Origin of the sequence: Streptomyces sp. NPDC059866 (assembly GCF_042731325.1) — a bacterium.
In the GTDB taxonomy this organism is placed as follows: Bacteria; Actinomycetota; Actinomycetes; order Streptomycetales; family Streptomycetaceae; genus Streptomyces; species Streptomyces flavusporus.
Window position 1 is genome coordinate 84,446 of sequence record NZ_JBHWJT010000007.1, and the last position, 16,909, is coordinate 101,354.

General features: G+C 71.4%; 17 protein-coding genes. 10 read left to right on the forward strand and 7 right to left on the reverse strand.

Annotated elements, in window-relative coordinates; genetic code table 11:
• Nucleotides 1-43 precede the first annotated feature (43 nt).
• Nucleotides 44-688, forward strand: coding sequence for a bifunctional 4-hydroxy-2-oxoglutarate aldolase/2-dehydro-3-deoxy-phosphogluconate aldolase (gene eda / locus ACFV7R_RS12650; RefSeq protein WP_385263361.1), 645 nt, complete (start codon nt 44-46; stop codon nt 686-688).
• On the opposite strand, the gene ACFV7R_RS12655 is transcribed toward eda, so the two are convergent.
• Genes ACFV7R_RS12655 through ACFV7R_RS12665 form a run of 3 tightly spaced genes read right to left on the reverse strand, consistent with a single transcriptional unit; the run spans nt 663 to nt 3,529 of the window.
• Nucleotides 663-1,925 (reverse strand): bifunctional RNase H/acid phosphatase, encoded by a 1,263-nt coding sequence (locus tag ACFV7R_RS12655; RefSeq protein ID WP_385263002.1) that lies wholly within the window; start codon nt 1,923-1,925, stop codon nt 663-665. The two genes, eda and ACFV7R_RS12655, sit on opposite strands and share 26 nt — an antisense overlap.
• 12 nt (nt 1,926-1,937) lie before the next feature.
• Nucleotides 1,938-2,681 carry a zinc ribbon domain-containing protein gene (locus ACFV7R_RS12660; protein ID WP_385263362.1) on the reverse strand — a complete coding sequence of 248 codons (744 nt, stop codon included), beginning with the start codon at nt 2,679-2,681 and terminating at the stop codon, nt 1,938-1,940.
• On the reverse strand, nt 2,678-3,529 hold the full coding sequence (locus tag ACFV7R_RS12665; protein WP_385263005.1) for a Nif3-like dinuclear metal center hexameric protein: 852 nt from the start codon (nt 3,527-3,529) through the stop codon (nt 2,678-2,680). Before ACFV7R_RS12665 ends, ACFV7R_RS12660 begins: the two co-directional genes overlap by 4 nt.
• Nucleotides 3,530-3,713: 184 nt before the next feature.
• Between ACFV7R_RS12665 and ACFV7R_RS12670 the strand changes: the two genes are divergently transcribed.
• Both ACFV7R_RS12670 and ACFV7R_RS12675 read left to right on the forward strand, forming a co-directional pair.
• Nucleotides 3,714-4,913, forward strand: coding sequence for a hypothetical protein (locus tag ACFV7R_RS12670; RefSeq protein WP_385263007.1), 1,200 nt, complete (start codon nt 3,714-3,716; stop codon nt 4,911-4,913).
• A gap of 104 nt (nt 4,914-5,017) precedes the next feature.
• The gene (locus ACFV7R_RS12675; protein ID WP_385263008.1) at nt 5,018-5,176 is read left to right on the forward strand and encodes a hypothetical protein; all 159 of its coding nucleotides are present in this window, start codon (nt 5,018-5,020) and stop codon (nt 5,174-5,176) included.
• A 38-nt stretch (nt 5,177-5,214) separates the two neighbouring features.
• On the opposite strand, the gene ACFV7R_RS12680 is transcribed toward ACFV7R_RS12675, so the two are convergent.
• The 4 genes from ACFV7R_RS12680 to ACFV7R_RS12695 all read right to left on the reverse strand — a co-directional run bounded on the left by ACFV7R_RS12680 (nt 5,215) and on the right by ACFV7R_RS12695 (nt 9,763).
• Nucleotides 5,215-6,174 carry a 3-oxoacyl-ACP reductase gene (locus tag ACFV7R_RS12680; RefSeq protein ID WP_385263010.1) on the reverse strand — a complete coding sequence of 320 codons (960 nt, stop codon included), beginning with the start codon at nt 6,172-6,174 and terminating at the stop codon, nt 5,215-5,217.
• Between the two features lie 25 nt (nt 6,175-6,199).
• Complete coding sequence (locus ACFV7R_RS12685; protein WP_385263012.1) at nt 6,200-7,276, reverse strand: Zn-dependent alcohol dehydrogenase; 1,077 nt, start codon at nt 7,274-7,276, stop codon at nt 6,200-6,202.
• 38 nt (nt 7,277-7,314) lie between these two features.
• Nucleotides 7,315-8,172 (reverse strand): MaoC/PaaZ C-terminal domain-containing protein, encoded by an 858-nt coding sequence (locus ACFV7R_RS12690; protein WP_385263014.1) that lies wholly within the window; start codon nt 8,170-8,172, stop codon nt 7,315-7,317.
• A gap of 148 nt (nt 8,173-8,320) precedes the next feature.
• Nucleotides 8,321-9,763 (reverse strand): DHA2 family efflux MFS transporter permease subunit, encoded by a 1,443-nt coding sequence (locus ACFV7R_RS12695; protein ID WP_385263015.1) that lies wholly within the window; start codon nt 9,761-9,763, stop codon nt 8,321-8,323.
• Nucleotides 9,764-9,900: 137 nt separating this feature from the next.
• Here ACFV7R_RS12695 and ACFV7R_RS12700 point away from each other — a divergent pair, with 137 nt between their 5' ends.
• The 7 genes from ACFV7R_RS12700 (at nt 9,901) to ACFV7R_RS12730 (ending at nt 16,757) form a co-directional block, all read left to right on the forward strand.
• Entirely contained in the window at nt 9,901-11,646 is a 1,746-nt protein-coding gene (locus tag ACFV7R_RS12700; RefSeq protein WP_385263017.1) for an MFS transporter, read from the forward strand.
• 112 nt (nt 11,647-11,758) lie between these two features.
• Nucleotides 11,759-12,637 (forward strand): helix-turn-helix domain-containing protein, encoded by an 879-nt coding sequence (locus ACFV7R_RS12705; RefSeq protein WP_385263019.1) that lies wholly within the window; start codon nt 11,759-11,761, stop codon nt 12,635-12,637.
• A 119-nt stretch (nt 12,638-12,756) separates the two neighbouring features.
• Nucleotides 12,757-13,245: an RICIN domain-containing protein gene (locus ACFV7R_RS12710; RefSeq protein ID WP_385263021.1), complete on the forward strand. Its 489-nt coding sequence runs from the start codon at nt 12,757-12,759 to the stop codon at nt 13,243-13,245.
• Between the two features lie 38 nt (nt 13,246-13,283).
• Complete coding sequence (locus ACFV7R_RS12715) at nt 13,284-13,829, forward strand: RICIN domain-containing protein (RefSeq protein WP_385263023.1); 546 nt, start codon at nt 13,284-13,286, stop codon at nt 13,827-13,829.
• On the forward strand, nt 13,817-14,965 hold the full coding sequence (locus ACFV7R_RS12720) for a sialidase family protein (protein WP_385263025.1): 1,149 nt from the start codon (nt 13,817-13,819) through the stop codon (nt 14,963-14,965). The genes ACFV7R_RS12715 and ACFV7R_RS12720 overlap by 13 nt, the downstream gene beginning before the upstream one ends.
• A 94-nt stretch (nt 14,966-15,059) precedes the next feature.
• Nucleotides 15,060-15,710 carry a class I SAM-dependent methyltransferase gene (locus ACFV7R_RS12725; RefSeq protein ID WP_385263026.1) on the forward strand — a complete coding sequence of 217 codons (651 nt, stop codon included), beginning with the start codon at nt 15,060-15,062 and terminating at the stop codon, nt 15,708-15,710.
• A gap of 102 nt (nt 15,711-15,812) precedes the next feature.
• Nucleotides 15,813-16,757 (forward strand): N-acetylmuramoyl-L-alanine amidase, encoded by a 945-nt coding sequence (locus ACFV7R_RS12730; RefSeq protein WP_385263028.1) that lies wholly within the window; start codon nt 15,813-15,815, stop codon nt 16,755-16,757.
• The last annotated feature ends 152 nt before the right edge of the window (nt 16,758-16,909 follow it).

Sequence of the window (16,909 nt, forward strand, 5' to 3'; positions counted from 1 at the left end):
TCATGCGCAACGCTCTTTGCAGATGATGCACACCACGGGCACGATGACGTCCATGACCGTCTCTGTTCTTGACCTTGCTCCCGTCGTCCCCGTGGTCGTCGTCCGGGACGCCGCCGACGCCGTGCCGCTGGCGCGTGCGCTGGTCGCCGGGGGACTGCCCGCGATCGAGGTGACGCTGCGGACGCCGGCCGCGCCGGACGCGATCCGGGCGATCGCCGGCGCGGTGCCGGACGCGGTGGTCGGGGCGGGCACGGTGATCACGCCCGCTCAGGTGACGGATTCGGTGGCGGCGGGGGCGCGCTTTCTGGTGAGCCCGGGCTGGACGGACGTACTGCTGGAGGCGATGACGGCGTCCGGGGTGCCGTTTCTGCCGGGGGTGTCGACCACGTCGGAGGTCGTGGCGCTGCTTGAGCGCGGGGTGCGGGAGATGAAGTTCTTCCCGGCACAGGCGGCGGGCGGTACGGCGTATCTGAAGTCGCTCGCCGGGCCGCTGCCGCAGGCACGGTTCTGCCCGACGGGTGGGATCGGGCTCGCGTCCGCTCCGGAGTATCTGGCACTGCCCAACGTCGGCTGTGTGGGCGGGAGCTGGATGGTTCCCGAGGACGCGGTGGCGGCGCGGGACTGGGGGCGGATCGAGGAGCTGGCCCGTCAGGCGGCCGGGCTCAGCGCAGGTGGGACGTGTCGTTGAGGAGGCGGACGCTGGCGTTGCCGTCGGCGTAGTACGCAACCACCGACAGGGAGGCGGCCGACAGTTCCATACGGAACAGGGACTCGGGCGGGGCGCCCAGGGCGAGCCGTACGAACGTCTTGATCGGGGTGACGTGCGTGACCAGCAGGACCGTGCGGCCCGCGTACGCCGCGACCAGCTTGTCGCGGGTGGCGGCGATCCGGGTGGCGGTCGCCGCGAAGCTCTCGCCGCCGCCGGTCGGTTCGGCGTCCGGGGAGGCGAGCCAGGCGCTCAGGTCGTCCGGATGACGCTCGTGGACCTCGGCGAAGGTGAGCCCCTCCCACGCGCCGAAGTCGGTCTCGCGCAGGCCGTCGTCGATGCTGACGTCGAGGCCGAGGCGGGCGGCGACGACACCGGCGGTCTCGCGGGTACGGGCGAGGGGGGAGGCGACGATCTCCTGGATCGTCCCGCGCCTCGCCAGTGCCGCGGCCACCCGCTCGGCCTGCTCCCGGCCGACGTCGGAGAGGGAGGGGTCGGTTCCGCCGCTGCCCGAGAAGCGCTTGTGCGGCGTGAGCGGCGTCTCGCCGTGCCGCAGGAGCACGAAGGTGGCGGGGGCGCCGAGATCGGGGGCACCCCAGCCGGCGGTCGGCGTGGCCACGGTACGCGCGGCACGCACGTCGGCGTCGGCCTTCGCGGAACCGCTGCCCGGCACACCCTCGGCGGGAGAAGCCGCGGAACGCTCCGCCAGCGCCGCGCGCACTCTCGCCGCGCCCGCCACCGCGTCGCCCGGCGGGCCCGACGGCTCGGGAACCGTGGGCTGCGCGATCGCCGACGACGTCCACTGTTCGCCGCGTGCGCCCGCGTCCATCGCCTCGTTCGCCAACCGGTCCGCCTGCTTGTTCTGCTCCCGCGGAATCCACTCGTACGTCACCCGGCCGGGCGGAAACACCCGCCCCGCCTCCATGGCCAGCGGCTTCATGTCGGGGTGCTTGATCTTCCAGCGGCCCGACATCTGCTCGACGACGAGCTTGGAGTCCATCCGGACGTGCACCCCGGCCGTCGGGTCGAGGGCGTGGGCGGCGCGCAGGCCGGCCAGCAGACCGCGGTACTCGGCGACGTTGTTCGTCGTGGTGCCCAGGTACTCCGCGGCCTCCGCCAGCGTCCGGCCGGTCGCCGCGTCGATCACCACGGCGCCGTAGCCCGCGGGCCCCGGGTTGCCCCGGGAACCGCCGTCGGCCTCGACGATGAACTCCTGCACCCCGTACGCCCCTTACAGCCCCGACTCGGAGGTGCGCACCAGGATGCGGCGGCAGTTCTCGCAGCGGACCACCGTGTCGGGCGCGGCCGAGCGGATCTCGTTCAGCTCGGTGATGGCCAGCTCCTGGCGGCAGCCCTGGCAGGTGCGCTGGTAGAGCTTGGCCGCACCGATGCCGCCCTGCTGCCCGCGCAGCTTGTCGTAGAGCTTCAGCAGGTCGGCGGGGATGGAGCCCGCGATGACCTCGCGCTCCTTGGTGACCGAGGCCGCCTCGCCGTCCAGCGACTCGAACGCGGCGTCCCGGCGTGCGGTGGCGTCGTCGATCTTCGACTGGACGGAGGAGACCCGCTCGGTCAGCTCGCCCACCCGCTCCTGCGCGGACTCGCGGCGCTCCATGACCTCCAGGACGACGTCCTCCAGGTCGCCCTGCCGCTTGGCGAGGGAGGTGATCTCGCGCTGGAGGTTCTCCAGGTCCTTCGGCGAGGTGACGGCGCCGGAGTCGAGACGCTGCTGGTCGCGGGCGGCGCGCTGGCGCACCTGGTCGACGTCCTGCTCGGCCTTGGTCTGCTCGCGGGCGCAGTCGCTCTCCTCGGTCTGCGCGGCCACGAGGAGGTCGCGCAGCTGGGTGAGGTCCTTGGTCAGCGACTCGATCTCGGCGTGCTCGGGGAGCGACCTCCGCTTGTGCGCCAGCTGCTGGAGGCGGACGTCGAGGTCCTGGACGTCGAGGAGTCGGATCTGGTCGGCGGGCGCGGCGTTCAGTTGGGGGCTCCTGCTGTCGAATCGGGTGAGGCCGCGTGGGCGGTCCAGGGGTCGGTGACCGTCTTGGAGACATGGACGCGCAGGTCCCAGCCGTGGCGGTCGGAGATCTCGTCGAGCTGGGCGGCGGCCAGCTCGCACCAGGGCCATTCGGTGGCCCAGTGCGCCGCGTCGAGCAGCGCGAGGGGGCTGTGGGCGCGGGCCTCGGAGGCCGGGTGGTGGCGCAGGTCCGCGGTGAGGAAGGCGTCGACGCCGGCCGCTCGTACGTCGTCGAAGAGGCTGTCGCCGGATCCGCCGCTCACGGCGACCGTACGGACGGTCGCCTCGGGGTCGCCGGCGACGCGGATGCCCTGCGCGGTGGCGGGCAGGCGCTGGGCGGCGCGGGCGGCGAGCTCGCGGACGGTCAGCGGATGGTCCAGTTCGCAGACCCGGCCCAGGCCCCGGCGGCCGTCGGGGTCGCTCGGGTCCGGTACCAGGGGTCGTACGACACGCAGGTCCAGCGCGCCGGCCAGCGCGTCGCTGACGCCCGGGTCCGCCGTGTCGGCGTTGGTGTGGGCGACGTGCAGCGCGATGTCGTTCTTGATGAGGGTGTGCACGACACGGCCCTTGAAGTGGCTCGCCGCGACCGTCGTCGTACCACGCAGATAGAGCGGATGGTGGGTGACCAGCAGGTCGGCGCCCAGCTTCACCGCCTCGTCGACGATCTCCTGCACCGGGTCGACGGCGAACAGGACGCGGGAGACCTCCTGGTCCGGATCACCCACCACGGTGCCGACCGCGTCCCAGGACTCGGCCCGCTCGGCGGGCCACAGCGTCTCCAGCGCGGCGATGACTTCAGACAGACGGGGCACGGGACACAGGCTACCTGGCTGTTCTGCACGGCTGAACCGATGCCGCCACCATCCCGCCCAGCACACCCGCCCCCGTCACCTCAGGTAAACCGGCATGTGGCCACCCTTATGTGTGAAGCAGCCGTCGGGCGGTCCCCCGTCTGTGCGTACGAAAACTAGCGTCGTCGCCGGAGGTGACCGAACGATGACGGTCTGTGCGACGGAGCCTGCCACCGACCAGCACGACGACTGGTCCCGGCCGGCGGGCTGCGTGATCACGGTGGACGGCTCGTACGCCGCGCGCCTCGCCCGTAGCGGCGACTCCTTGTTCCCGGAGCGCTGGACGCTGGACGGACCCGAGCCGTACGCCGTGCCGCTGCCCGGCAACCAGCCCGAGGAGCCCGGCACGGAGGTGCAGCCGATGGGCGACGGACGGGTGCTGATCCGCCGCCTCACCGACGGGCGGCACACCTTCTCCCTGCTGTACCCGACCGGCCCCGGCACCGGCGAACTCCCGCTCGGCGCGGTCGAGTGCCCCGACGACGGCACCCGGCTGCGGCTGCTGCCGCCCGCGCCGGGCGGCGACCGAGCCTACGCCCTCGCCGTCGGCCGGCTCTCCAGTGCCGTGTGGCTGGTGGCCGGCGGCGCCTTCGGGCCGGAGCACCTCGCCGAGATCCCCGGGCGCTGCTCCGGCGGGGTGTGGCTGGACCGGACGGGGCGGATGCTGGCCCTGGACCGGGAGTCCGACGGCCGGACCAAGGCGGTCGTGGTGGATCTGGGGCGGGACGGCGAGGTGTCGCCGCTGCTGCAGATCGCCGTCGACAGCGACGACCGGCTGCTGCTCGCCGACCCCGACAGCGGGCTGCTGCTCATCCGCTCCGACGCGCCCTGTCCGGGCGACGGCGGCAGGCTGGGCTGGGGGGTGCTGGGCAGCACGCTGCCGGTGCGGTTCCCGGAGTGCCTGCGGGTGGCGGCCGACTGTGCGGTGACGCCGTTCGCGATCGAGCCGGGGCAGGTGCTGACCCCGGAGAGCTGCGGGGTGGGGCTGCGCATCGACGGCCCGGCGGGCAGTTGGGTCGGGGTGTGGCGGCCCGCCGACCGGCACGTACGGCAGCTGGCCGCGCCCGAGGGGTGGTTGGCGGGCGCCGGGCTGTGGACGAGGGACGGAGTGCTGCGGCTTCCGTACGCCACGGAGACGGTGCCCTGCGGTGTGGCGGCGTGGGCGGCGCCCAGGGAGGCGCCGGCGCCCGCGGAAACGGGGGACACGAGCCCGGAGGATCCGGTCCCGGACGGCGCGGCTCACGCCTTCGCGGAGCCGTCGGAACCGGATCCTCCGGAACCTGTTGCCGCACGTCCGGTGCCGTTGCAGGAGGCGCCGCTGGCGGGGCGTATGGCGAGTAGGTAACGAAGTAGTGGCGGTCGGCGTGTGCGCCTGGATTCGGCCCGAGGTGTCCCGGTTACACTCACCCGGCTGTTTGAAAGATCATGTTGACGGGGTGAATTCTTCCGATGAGCGACGCCAGCACGTCCCAGCCGCTGCCCGCCGACCGCCAGGAGCCCTCCGGCCACGGCCGGCACCGGGGTCCGGTCTCGACGCACGACGCCGAGTCGGCCCCTCGTGGACGGCACCGCAAGCCGGTGCAGCAGCAGACCGAGACGGCGGCCTGACGGCACGTCAATCGGCTTGGGAAGCAGCCCCGTTCGCCTCAAGGTGAGCGGGGCCTTTCCATGTCCTGCTCCCGTTTCAGCCCCAGCACCTCCACCGCCGCGAACGTCTCCCCCGGCGGGCGGTCCGCATAGTGCGGAGTGAGCAGCGCGTCGAGTTCCTCGTACGTGAAGGTGTCCTGCTTGCTGTCGAACTGCGCCTGCACCCGCGGCCGTTCGACAACGGCCACCATGCCGCCGTGCACGACGAGCAGCTGCCCGTTGATCCGCGCGGCGGCCGGCGAGGCCAGGTAGCCGACGAGGGGGGCGACATGCTCGGGGGCGAGCGGGTCGAGGCCGTCGGCGCCCGCCGGCTGGAACACGTCCTCGGTCATCCGGGTGCGGGCGCGCGGGCAGATGGCGTTGGCCGTCACGCCGTACTTGGCGAGCGCGAGGGCCGTGGAGGTGGTCAGGCCGACGATCCCGCCCTTGGCCGCCGCGTAGTTGGGCTGTCCCGCGGAACCGGCCAGGAACGCCTCCGAGGAGGTGTTCACGATCCGCCCGAACACCGGCCCGCCCGCCGCCTTGGATCGCTCGCGCCAGTGCGCGGCGGCGAAACGGATGGTGTTGAAGTGGCCCTTGAGGTGGACCCGGATCACCGAGTCCCACTCGTCCTCCGCCATGGAGAAGACCATGCGGTCGCGCAGGATGCCCGCGTTGTTTACCAGGACGTCCAGCTTTCCGAACGCGCCGATCGCCAACTCGACCAGTTGATTCGCCTGTTGGAAGTCGGCGACATCCCCGGTGTGGGCGACGGCCGTGCCGCCCGCGGCGCGGATCTCGGCGACGGTGTCCTCGGCGGGCCCGGCGGACGCCTCGCCGGTGCCGTCCCGGCCGGGCTGCCCGTGGTCGTTGACGACGACGGCGGCGCCGAGCCGGGCGAGTTCCAGCGCCTCGGCCCGGCCGAGCCCGCGTCCGGCGCCGGTGACGATCGCGGACAGTCCCTCGAGTGGCAGTGACATGAGGTCCCTTCGGCTCGGCTTCGGCTCAGATCTCGATGCAGGTACGCAGTGCGGTGCCGGTGCGCATCTGGTCGAGGGCCTCGTTGATCTCGGTGAGCGGCACCCGGTGGGTGATCAGTCCGGCCAGGTCGATGCGGCCGGCGCGCCACAGGGCGATGGTCCGCTCGTAGGAGCGCAGGACGTCTCCGCCGCCGTACATCGAGGGCAGGATCCGCTTCTCGTCGAAGAACAGCTCGAACATGTTGAGCTGGAGGAAGTCGTCCATGGCTCCGGCACCGACGACGACGAGGGTGCCGCCGCGCCGGGTGTTCTCGTACGCCGTGCGGGCGGTGGCGGACCTGCCGACGACCTCGAAGACGTAGTCGAAGCCCTCGCCGCCGGTGACCTGCTGCTTGGCGTCGGGCAGCTCGTCCGGCGAGACCGCCCTGCCGGCCCCGAACTTCAGCGCGGCCTCGCGGCGGGCCGGGACCGGGTCCACGGCGACGATCTCGGCGGCGCCCCGCAGCCGCGCGCCCTGGATCGCGGAGATGCCGACGCCGCCGCAGCCGATGACGGCGACCGACGAACCCGCCTCCACGTCGGCCGTGTTGAGGGCGGCGCCCAGCCCTGTGGTCACCCCGCAGCCGATGAGGGCGGCGATGTCGAAGGGCACGTCGTCGGGGATGGGCACCGCGCAGCCGGCGTCGACCACGACCTCCTCGGCGAAGGTGCCGGTGCCCGCGAAGCCGAAGAGGTCCCCGCCGGGACGTTTGTAGTTGGGGGTGCCCGCGTTCATGAACCCGGCCAGGCACAGTTCGGTCTGTCCGCGGCGGCAGGCGGGACAGGCGCCGCAGGCGGGCAGCCAGCAGACGACGACCCGGTCGCCGACGCTCAGACCGCGCACGCCTTCGCCGACCTCGAGGATCTCCCCCGCCCCTTCGTGCCCCGGCACGAACGGCGCCGGCTGCGGCAGTACGCCGTTCATCGCCGACAGGTCCGAGTGGCACAGCCCGGTCGCCCGCACCCGGATGCGCACCTTGCCGGGGCCGAACCCCACCGCCTCGACGTCGTCGAGGACCTCCAGCTTGTCCTGACCTATCTCGTGCAGTACGGCTGCGCGCATGGTGCGGCTCCCCTCAGGAGTGCTTCACGAAGAGTGCTTCACGAGTGCTCGACGACGGTGTCGGCGAGAACGGGCACGTCACCCCGTTCCACCGCGCTCACGGCCACCCGGACGGCCGCCTTCTGCCGCCACATACGGATGCGCAGGGTCTCGCCGGGATACACGACCCCGGCGAACCGCGTGGTGTAGGAGCGCACCCGGGTCACATCACCGCCGAGCAGCGTGTCGACGACCGCCTTGAGCGTCATGCCGTAGGTGCACAGCCCGTGCAGGATGGGCCGCTCGAACCCGGCGACCTTGGCGAACTCGGGGTCGGCGTGCAGGGGGTTGTAGTCGCCGGAGAGGCGGTAGAGCAGGGCCTGGTCCTCGCGGATGTGCCGCTCGACGGTACGGTCGGGCGCACCGCCCGGGGGGTCGAGGCGCGCGGACGGCCCGCGGTCGCCACCCCAGCCGCCCTCTCCCCGTACGAAGATCTGCGCGTCGTTGGTCCACAACGGCCCGTCGGCGTCGGCGACTTCGGTGCGCATGACGAGGACGGCGGCCTTGCCCTTGTCGTACACGGCGGCGATACGGCCGGTGGCGGTGGCGGTGCCCTCCGCAGGGATGGGGCGGTGGACCTCCAGGGACTGGCCGCCGTGCAGGACGCGCGCCAGGTCGACCTCGATGCCGGGCATGGACAGGCTGCTGATCACCCCGGGCGAGCCGGCTCCCGCGACGGTGGCGAAGCTGGGCAGCACATGCAGCCGGGACTCCAGGGTGTAGCGCAGCTCGTCGGGGTCGGTGGCGGGGACGCCGGCGCCGATGCCGAGGTGGTAGAGCTGGACGTCCTTCCGGTCCCAGGTGATCTCGCCGGTCCGGGGTTCGGCGGCGAGCGCCTTGGCTGCGTCGATGGGCATGGGGCTCCTGTCGTCTCCAAGACCCCGGTACGGCCGTCCGCACCGTCGGCCGCACCGAGGTCGTCACGGGCCGTTCTAGAACGCGTTCCAGTCCGGCGCCCCCTGTATAGCCGAGCCCACCACACTTGTGAAGGCTCCTGACACCGCGTCAGCTCTGTGCGCCGACGGAGCCACCCCGGCGCGGCAACCACACCGCCATCATCACCGCCCCCACCCCCAGCACCCCCGCACTCACCCGGAACGCCAACGCATACCCCTCCGTCAGCGCCGCAGGCCCCCCGCCGCCCTCCGTCCGTGCCGCCGCGATCGTCGACATCACCGCGAGACCCAGCGAACCGCCCATCGTGCGGGAGGTGTTGATCAGCCCGGAGACCAGTCCGGCCTCCCCCGCGGGCGCTCCCGACGTGGCCAGCGCGGCCAGCGGGGTGGCCGCGAGCCCGGCGCCGAGCATCATCAGGATTCCCGGGATCATGATCGCCGTCAGGTACGCCCCCTCCGCACTGATCGTCGACTGCCACCCGAACCCGGCCGCGGCCACCACCGTCCCCAGCACGGCCACGTTCCGCTCCCCCGCTCTCCGCATCAGACGCGGCGCGAGTTTGGAGCCGGCGACCACGGCCAGCGAGCTCGGCACCAGGGCCAGCCCGGCTTCGAGCGGCGTGTAGCCGAGCACGTTCTGTGCGTACAGGGTCATGAAGTACCACATACAGAACATGGCCGCGCCGCTGAGGAACATGGCCACGTTCGCCGACGACACCGCCCGCCGGCCGAGCAGTCCGAGCGGCATGAGCGGCGCGGCCGTACGCGCCTCGACCAGCAGGAACAGCCCGACCAGAGCGAGTCCCGCAACCAGCGGCACCAGGGTCGCCGCCGACGTCCACCCCGAGGCCTCGGTCTGCGAGATCCCGTACGCCAGCGTGCCGAGCCCCGCCGTCACCAGCAGTGCGCCCGGCAGGTCCAGCCGACGCCCGTCCCCGGCGCGGCTCTCCGGGAGCCACCGGAGGGCACCGAGCAGGACGACCGCGCCGATCGGCACGTTGATCAGCAGCACCCACCGCCACGACAGTCCGTCGACCAGCAGCCCGCCGACGAGACCGCCCGCGGCTCCGCCGCCCGCGCCGACCGCCGTCCAGGTCGCGATGGCCCGCGCCCGGGCGGCGCCCTCCGGGACGGCGGCCGTGAGGATCGTCAGCGTCGAGGGCGCCAGCACCGCGGCACCGAGTCCCTGTACGGCCCGGGCGGCCAGCAGTTCCCAGCCCTCCCGGGCCAGTCCGCCGGCCAGCGAGGCCAGCGTGAACAGGGCGAGCCCGACCAGGAACATCCGCTTGCGCCCGTACAGGTCCCCGGCCCGCCCGCCGAGCAGCATGAGCCCGGCGAAGGCGATCGCGTACGCGTTCACCACCCACTGCAGTCCGGAGCCGCTCAGCCCCAGATCGGCCCGCATCGACGGCAGCGCCACGTTCACGACGGACACGTCGAGCACGACCAGGAACTGTCCGGCGCACGCCAGCGCCACCACCAGCCAGGTGGGCGGCGCGGCGCGGCGGGATGTGCGGGTGGGAACCTCGGCAGCTCCAAGCATGGATGTCATGCTCTCAACCGCCGCACGCTCCTGGCATCGGGATTTCGCCCTAGGACCTGTCCGGCCCTCCCAAGAGAAGGTCAAGAATTCGTTAGCGAGCCAAAGCATCGGAATAGTTGCTCAGGCGCACCGAGTTCAAGCTACACATGACACGTACGACGAACGAGCAGCTCACCGGAAGAACGGCCAAGGGGGCCGTGGTCCCCGTACTCGCCTTCGCGGGCATCGTGGTCGCGGTGATGCAGACCCTGCTCGTCCCGGTCATCAAGGATCTGCCGCAGCTGCTGGACACCGAGCCCAGCAACGCCACCTGGGTCCTGACCTCGACGCTTCTCTCCGGAGCGGTGGCCACGCCGATCATGGGCCGGCTCGGGGACCTGTTCGGCAAGCGGCGGATGCTGATCCTGAGCCTCGCCGTCATGGTGGTCGGCGCGCTGGTCAGTGCCGTCACCAGCGCACTGCTCCCCATGATCGTCGGCCGTACGCTCCAGGGTTTCGCGATGGGCGCGATCCCGCTCGGCATCGGCCTGATGCGCGACATGCTGCCCCGCGAGAGGCTCGGCTCGGCGATGGCCCTGATGAGTTCCTCGATCGGCGTCGGCGGCGGACTCGCACTGCCCGCGGCGGCCCTGGTCGCCCAGCACGCCGACTGGCACGCCCTCTTCTACGGCGCCGCGGGCCTCGGTGTCCTCTCGATCGTCCTGGCCCTCCTCCTCGTACCGGAGTCCCCGATGCGTGCCGAGGGCTCCTTCGATCTGCCGGGCGCGCTCGGCCTCTCCCTCGGTCTGGTCCTCTTCCTGCTCCCCATCACCAAGGGCAGCGACTGGGGCTGGGCGTCCGGCACCACGCTGGGCCTGTTCGCCGCGTCCGCCGCCGTACTGCTCCTGTGGGGCGTCTACGAGCTGCGCACCACGGCCCCCCTCGTGGACCTGCGCACCACCGTCCGCCCCGCGGTGCTGTTCACCAACCTCGCCTCGATCATGGTCGGCGTCTCCTTCTACGTCGTCTCCCTCGTCCTGCCCCAGCTCCTCCAGCTCCCCACCAGCACCGGCTACGGCCTCGGCCAGTCGATGGTCGTCGCGGGTCTGCTGGTCGCCCCGCTGGGCCTGACGATGATGTTCACGGCCCCCGTCTACGCCCGCCTGTCGGCGAAGTACGGCACCAAGGTCACGCTGATCATCGGCCTGCTGATCATCGCGATCGGCTACGGTGCCGGGCTCGGCCTGATGAGCGCCGCCTGGCAGGCTCTGGTCATCGCGGTCGTGCTGGGCGCCGGCATCGGCCTCGCCTACTCCTCCCTGCCCGCGCTGATCGTCGGCGCGGTCCCGGCCTCGGAGACGGGCGCGGCCAACGGCCTCAACACGCTGATGCGCTCCATCGGTACGTCGACGTCGAGCGCCGTGATCGGCATGGTGCTCGCCAACACCGCGAACAACGTGAACGGCGTCGCCGTCCCGACCATGCAGGGCTTCCGCGTCTCCTTCCTGATCGCGACCGGCGCCGTGGCCGTCGGCCTGCTGTTCGCCCTCTTCCTGCCGAAGCAGCGCCGGGCCGCGGGACCGCAGTTGCGCGCGAGCAGCGAGGAGGACGCCAACCTGGCCCGCGCGGAAGAGGTCCTGCGCGCCTTCCACGGCCGCGTCCTCGACGCCGAGGGCGCTCCGGTCGCCCGCGCGAAGGTGACGCTGATCGACCGGCGGGGCCGGCAGGCAGGCGCCACCCTCTCGGCGGAGGACGGCAGTTACGCCCTCACGGTCCCGGCCGAGGGCGCGTACGTCCTGGCGGCGAAGGCCACCGGCCACGGCCCGCTCGCCTCGTCCGCGACCCACGCGGGCGACGACCGCGTGGTCGATGTGGACCTTTCACTGCCGGGTGAGGCCGTCTCCACACATTGAGCAGTGCGAGGGGATCTCTTCCCCTCGAATCCACCCGGTGTTCACGACCGGAAGGGTTTTCCGGCGCACCATCCGTCTGACGGGGATTCAGTGACGGGTGGGGCGGGGCGGGATGATCGGGACGCTGTTCCGGAGCGAGGACGTGCCTGTGGAGGACAGGTTCGACCTCTGGCGAAAGCGCGTCGGCCGAACCGTCGCACCCGCCGACCTCACCAGTGACCACGCCGCCGACCACTGGGCGGAGCAGCGGCTGTTGCAGCTGGGACCGGTGACCGTGTGGCCGACGTCGTTCCTGCCGTCGCGGTTCCGCCGGAACGCGAAAATGGTGCGGCAGTCCGACCCCGAGCTGTACCACCTGAGGCTGGTGCTCGACGGAGGGCTGGCTGTCGACCACGACGGACGATACGACACGTACGGCCCGGGCGACCTGTACCTGGCCGACAGCTCACGGCCGGGTGACGTGCAGTCGTACAGCGACGGCGAACGCCGCGCCTGCAGGGGGGTCGGCGTAGAGGTTCCCAAGGCACTGATGCATGTGCCACCACACCGGGAGCTGTCGGGCAGACGGCTGTCCGGGCGGGAGGGAATCGGCGCTCTGCTGACGGGCTTCCTCACCGGCCTGGACCGGCAGGCCGACACCCTGCGGCCGTCCGACGCACCGCGCCTGGGGACAGTCCTCCTCGACCTGCTGCACGACCCGAATCTGACACCGCCCGTCATCGCCTCCGCACACCACATCTCGCTCAGCTACCTGCACCGCCTCTTCCAGGAGGCGGCACGGGGGGAGACAGTCGCGGCCTGCATCCGCCGACGACGACTGGAGGGCGCCCGCCGCGACTTGGCGGACCCAGCCCTGCGCACCGCGCCGATCCACACCATCGCCACCCGCTGGGGCCTGCCCCGCGCCTCCGACTTCACCCGCACCTTCCGCGCCGCGTACGGGGTGTCACCCAAGGAGTACCGGCTTCAGGCACTCGCTGTGCGGGAGTAGACGCACCGCCAAGTCTCAGTGGACTCACGGCTAACGACAGTCTCGACGATCAACTCGCATCCTGATCAGGCAGTTGCTGAGGGATGCGTGGAAACGAATACAGAAGGGCCCTGACTTCCATGTCCATAAAGATGATCACCCGGGTCTCCGCGGCCGCCGCCACGATCGTGTGCGCCCTGGCCTTCTCCACGCCGGCCGACGCGGCGGCCGTCTACGCGCGATTCGACAACGTCGGGACCACAAAGTGCCTGGCCGTCCCCAACGCGAGCAAGACGGCCGGCACCGGCCTGATCCAGTGGACCTGCGGTTCCGGCAGCGAGCAGATGTGGAAGATCGAGGCGTTGCCGTCCGGCTCGGTGAAGATCACGAACGAGAACAGCCAGATGTGCCTGGCCATGCCCAACGGCAGTCTGACCAACGGCACTCAGGTCATCCAGTGGCCCTGTAACGACAACTTGGACCAGCGCTGGATCCACGACAGTGCCAACCGCCTGCGGAACGTGAACAGCGACAGATGCCTGGCCGTCGCCAACAGCGACAAGACCAATGGCGCCGAGGTCATCCAGTGGACCTGCAACACGAACACCGACCAGCAGTGGGCCTGGTGACACCCGGCCGTTGAAGTAGCGAAGGAATCTCTCCTGTCATGAACCTGCACAGAAAGGCGGCCGTCACTCTGGCGGCCACCGCCCTCATAGGCGCGTCCGTGCTGACGGGCTCGTCACTGACCGGCTCGGCGCCGGCAGCCGAGGCCGCCGAGGCCGCCGAGGCCGCCGAGGCCGCGGTCAACGCCCGCCTCTACAACCAGGGCACCGGCTTCTGTCTGGCCAACCCGGGCTCCAGCACGACCAACGGCACCGTGATGGTCCAGTGGACCTGCAGCTACAGCGACAGCAACTACTGGTCGCTCCAGCCGATGACCGGCGGCGGCTACCACGTCGTCAACAAGGCGAGTGGCAAGTGCCTGGCCATCCCCAGCGGGAGCACGACCCCCGGCGTCAAGGCCATCCAGTGGGGCTGCGGCACCGAGCAGGGCGACGAACAGGTCTGGCTCCACGACGGCACCGAGCGGCTGAGGAACGCGAAGACCGGCCTGTGCCTCGCCATTCCCAACACCAGCACGACCGTCGGCACGGAGGCCATCCAGTGGGGCTGCAGCGACACGAACAAGGACCAGCAATGGCTGTGGTGACCCGCAAGCGGGCCCTGCCCGTACTCCTGACCGCACTGGTCCTCGCCGTCCTGACCGGCCTTCTCCTGCCGGGCCCGGCTTCCGCCGAGGGCACGTCGGGCGAATCGAGCGCCCACATCAACACAGCCACCGAGGGCGACGGCCCCCGCACCCCCGACATCATCGCCACCAGCGCGAACAACGCGGTCGTGGCCTGGCGGGAGGGCATCGTCCCGGGCCAGGTCGACCACGGCTACATCCGGTACGCGTACACCACCAACGGCGGCACGAAGTGGAGTCACCCCCAGGTCCTCGCCCAGGACACCAGCGAGTACTCCTGGCACTTCGTCGTCCTCTACCAGACGGGCAACGAACTCTTCGCCTACCTCGGCCGGACCAAGTCGTCGGACACCAACAACTCCGGCCTCCCGATCGACGCCATCGTGGTCAAGCGCAGCACCGACGAGGGTCACACCTGGCAGAACTACCCCGTCACCATGCCGCTCGACCTCCCGGACACGACCGCCGACGAGGGACTCGCGAACCTCATCTTCGCCGGCCGCCCGGTCCAGCTGGCCAACGGCAAGCACGTCATCCCGTTCTGGGCCTCGGGCCGCGAGAACGGCGTGCTGATCTCCTCGGACCTGAAGACCTGGACGGCCGGCGGCATCGTGCCGGACCCGAACAACCTCGACGCCGCCGAACCCCAGATCGCCGTCTCGCAGGACGACCCGAACAAGCTGGTCATGGTCGCCCGCAGCATCGGCACCCAGACCCGCGCGGCGACGGCCACGAGTTCCGACGGCGGTCTGACCTGGACGCCCTTCACGCTCGACACCAACCTGCCGAGCCTCAACTCCAAGGTCCAGTTCGTCAAGGACAGCAACGGCCAGTACCTGTCCATCTACAACACCGCCACGAACCGGGACGTCCTCAACTACAAGACCAAGCGCCCCGGCGCCGCATGGAGCGCCGGCAAGTTCTTCGCCAACGGCGCGACGGCCGACAAGGACCCCGATCAGCAGGGCACCACGGGCGCCGGCTGGGACACCTACCCGATGGCCGACGAGTACGCCCCCGGCAAGTTCTATGTCGCCTGGGAGTTCGACACCTCCCGCATCAAGGTGAACAAGCTCGACATCTCCGACGCACCCTGATCCATCACCGCTGCCGTACCCCCTGTCGCGCGTCGCCAGGGGGTACGGCAGCATGAGGCGCCCAGACATACGTACGACCGGAAGGCCCCTGCCCATGACCGCGGCACCCAAGCCCGAGATCCTCGCCGCGTTCGAGGCCGCGAAGGGGTTCATGCCCCTCGGGGAGGGGCTGGCGCTGTACGCGGCGGCGGTGGAGGCCGGGCGGCTCGGGCTGCCACTCCTCGAGGTCGGGACATACTGCGGCCGCTCCACCATCCTGCTCGCCGACGCCGCGCGTGCGGCAGGTGTGACGACGCTCACCGTCGACCACCACCGCGGCAGCGAGGAGCAGCAGCCCGGCTGGGACTACCACGACCCGGAGACGGTCGACCCCGAGCTCGGCCTGATGGACACGCTGCCCACGTTCCGCCGCACGCTGCACAAGGCGGGCCTGGAGGAGCACGTCGTCGCCCTCGTCGGCCGCTCGCCGCAGGTCGCGAAGGTCTGGGGCACCGCCCTCGGCCTGGTCTTCATCGACGGCGGCCACACCGACGAACACGCGACCGCCGACTACGAGGGCTGGGCGCCGCATGTCGCCGAGGGCGGTCTGCTGGTCATCCACGACGTGTTCCCGGACCCGGCGGACGAGTTCACCGGCCAGGCCCCGTACCGCATCTACCTCCGCGCCCTCGCCTCCGGCGCCTTCACGGAGGTCTCGGCGACCGATTCACTGCGGGTGCTGCGGCGCACGGGGGCGGGGATCTGAGCGGTCCCGCGAAGGGGTTCGCCAGCCGAACGGCGCAGGCCACCACCCATTGGGCCGCACACGGGCCGTGGGGTGGCGTGACCGGCAGCTAGGGTGGCAAACGTGTCGTACCGAGGCCCCGAATTCGATGACCTCCAGCCCCGCCGCCCCCGCCGCGGGGCACTGACCGTCGCCGTCGCGGCGCTGGTACCGGGCGCGCTGCTCGGGTGGCTGGTGTACGAGGCGGTGGGTGACTCCGGAGGCTCCGGCGGTACGCCGGGACAGGCGTCCGGGGCCTCGGCGAGCGCACATCCCTCCGCGCCCGCCTCCCCGACCGATGCGCCGGCCTCCGACGCCAAGGAGCCGAGCGCCCCCCCGACGCCCTCGGCCGCCGCTCCCCTCAAGGGCAAGGTCGTCGTCATCGACCCCGGTCACAACCCGGGCAACTTCCAGCACACGGCCGATATCAACCGCAAGGTGCACATTGGTACGAACTGGAAGGAGTGCGACACTACGGGCACCTCCACCAACTCCGGGTACACGGAGGCAAAATTCACCCTGGACGTCGCCCACCGCCTGCGCACACTGCTGCAACAGCAGGGCGCCACAGTGAAGCTGACCCAGGACGGCGATCGGCCGTACGGCCCCTGCATCAACGAGCGGGCAAAGATCGGGAACGCCGCGAAAGCCGACGCCGTCGTATCCATCCACGCGGACGGGTCCGGCGCCGGGAACCGCGGGTTCCACGTCATCCTCCCGGCGTCCGTCCACAAGGGCGCCGCCGACACCCGGCCGATCGTCGGGCCGTCCCGCGACCTCGGCGAGCGCATCGCGGGAAGCTTCGTACGCGTCACCGGCAGCGCGCCGTCCAACTACGTCGGCAACGGCACCGGTCTCGTCACGCGTCAGGACCTGGGCGGTCTCAATCTGTCAACGGTTCCCAAGGTGTTCCTCGAGTGCGGCAACATGCGCGATAGCAAGGACGCAGCACTGCTGACCAGCGGCGCATGGAGGCAGAAGGCGGCGCAAGGGATCTCTGACGGAATCGTGAGTTTCCTGCGCGGGTAGTCATCAGCGGGCTGATCCCGGCGGACAGCGCGATCGTACGGACGATAGTGTCATCCGTACGATGAGGGGCCACCCCCGCGCTTCACACCGCGGCCTGACGGCGACATGGTGACAGCGACGCCTCCACCGATGACGAGACGACCTACGAAGGA

Bases quoted from the DNA above. Each gene is read 5' to 3' on its own strand.
- eda (WP_385263361.1), top strand. From the start codon at position 44: ATGACGTCCATGACCGTCTCTGTTCTTGACCTTGCTCCCGTCGTCCCC.
- ACFV7R_RS12670 (WP_385263007.1), top strand. From the start codon at position 3,714: ATGACGGTCTGTGCGACGGAGCCTGCCACCGACCAGCACGACGACTGG.
- ACFV7R_RS12675 (WP_385263008.1), top strand. From the start codon at position 5,018: ATGAGCGACGCCAGCACGTCCCAGCCGCTGCCCGCCGACCGCCAGGAG.
- ACFV7R_RS12680 (WP_385263010.1), bottom strand. From the start codon at position 6,174: ATGTCACTGCCACTCGAGGGACTGTCCGCGATCGTCACCGGCGCCGGA.
- ACFV7R_RS12685 (WP_385263012.1), bottom strand. From the start codon at position 7,276: ATGCGCGCAGCCGTACTGCACGAGATAGGTCAGGACAAGCTGGAGGTC.
- ACFV7R_RS12690 (WP_385263014.1), bottom strand. From the start codon at position 8,172: ATGCCCATCGACGCAGCCAAGGCGCTCGCCGCCGAACCCCGGACCGGC.
- ACFV7R_RS12695 (WP_385263015.1), bottom strand. From the start codon at position 9,763: ATGACATCCATGCTTGGAGCTGCCGAGGTTCCCACCCGCACATCCCGC.
- ACFV7R_RS12700 (WP_385263017.1), top strand. From the start codon at position 9,901: ATGACACGTACGACGAACGAGCAGCTCACCGGAAGAACGGCCAAGGGG.
- ACFV7R_RS12705 (WP_385263019.1), top strand. From the start codon at position 11,759: ATGATCGGGACGCTGTTCCGGAGCGAGGACGTGCCTGTGGAGGACAGG.
- ACFV7R_RS12710 (WP_385263021.1), top strand. From the start codon at position 12,757: ATGTCCATAAAGATGATCACCCGGGTCTCCGCGGCCGCCGCCACGATC.
- ACFV7R_RS12715 (WP_385263023.1), top strand. From the start codon at position 13,284: ATGAACCTGCACAGAAAGGCGGCCGTCACTCTGGCGGCCACCGCCCTC.
- ACFV7R_RS12720 (WP_385263025.1), top strand. From the start codon at position 13,817: ATGGCTGTGGTGACCCGCAAGCGGGCCCTGCCCGTACTCCTGACCGCA.
- ACFV7R_RS12725 (WP_385263026.1), top strand. From the start codon at position 15,060: ATGACCGCGGCACCCAAGCCCGAGATCCTCGCCGCGTTCGAGGCCGCG.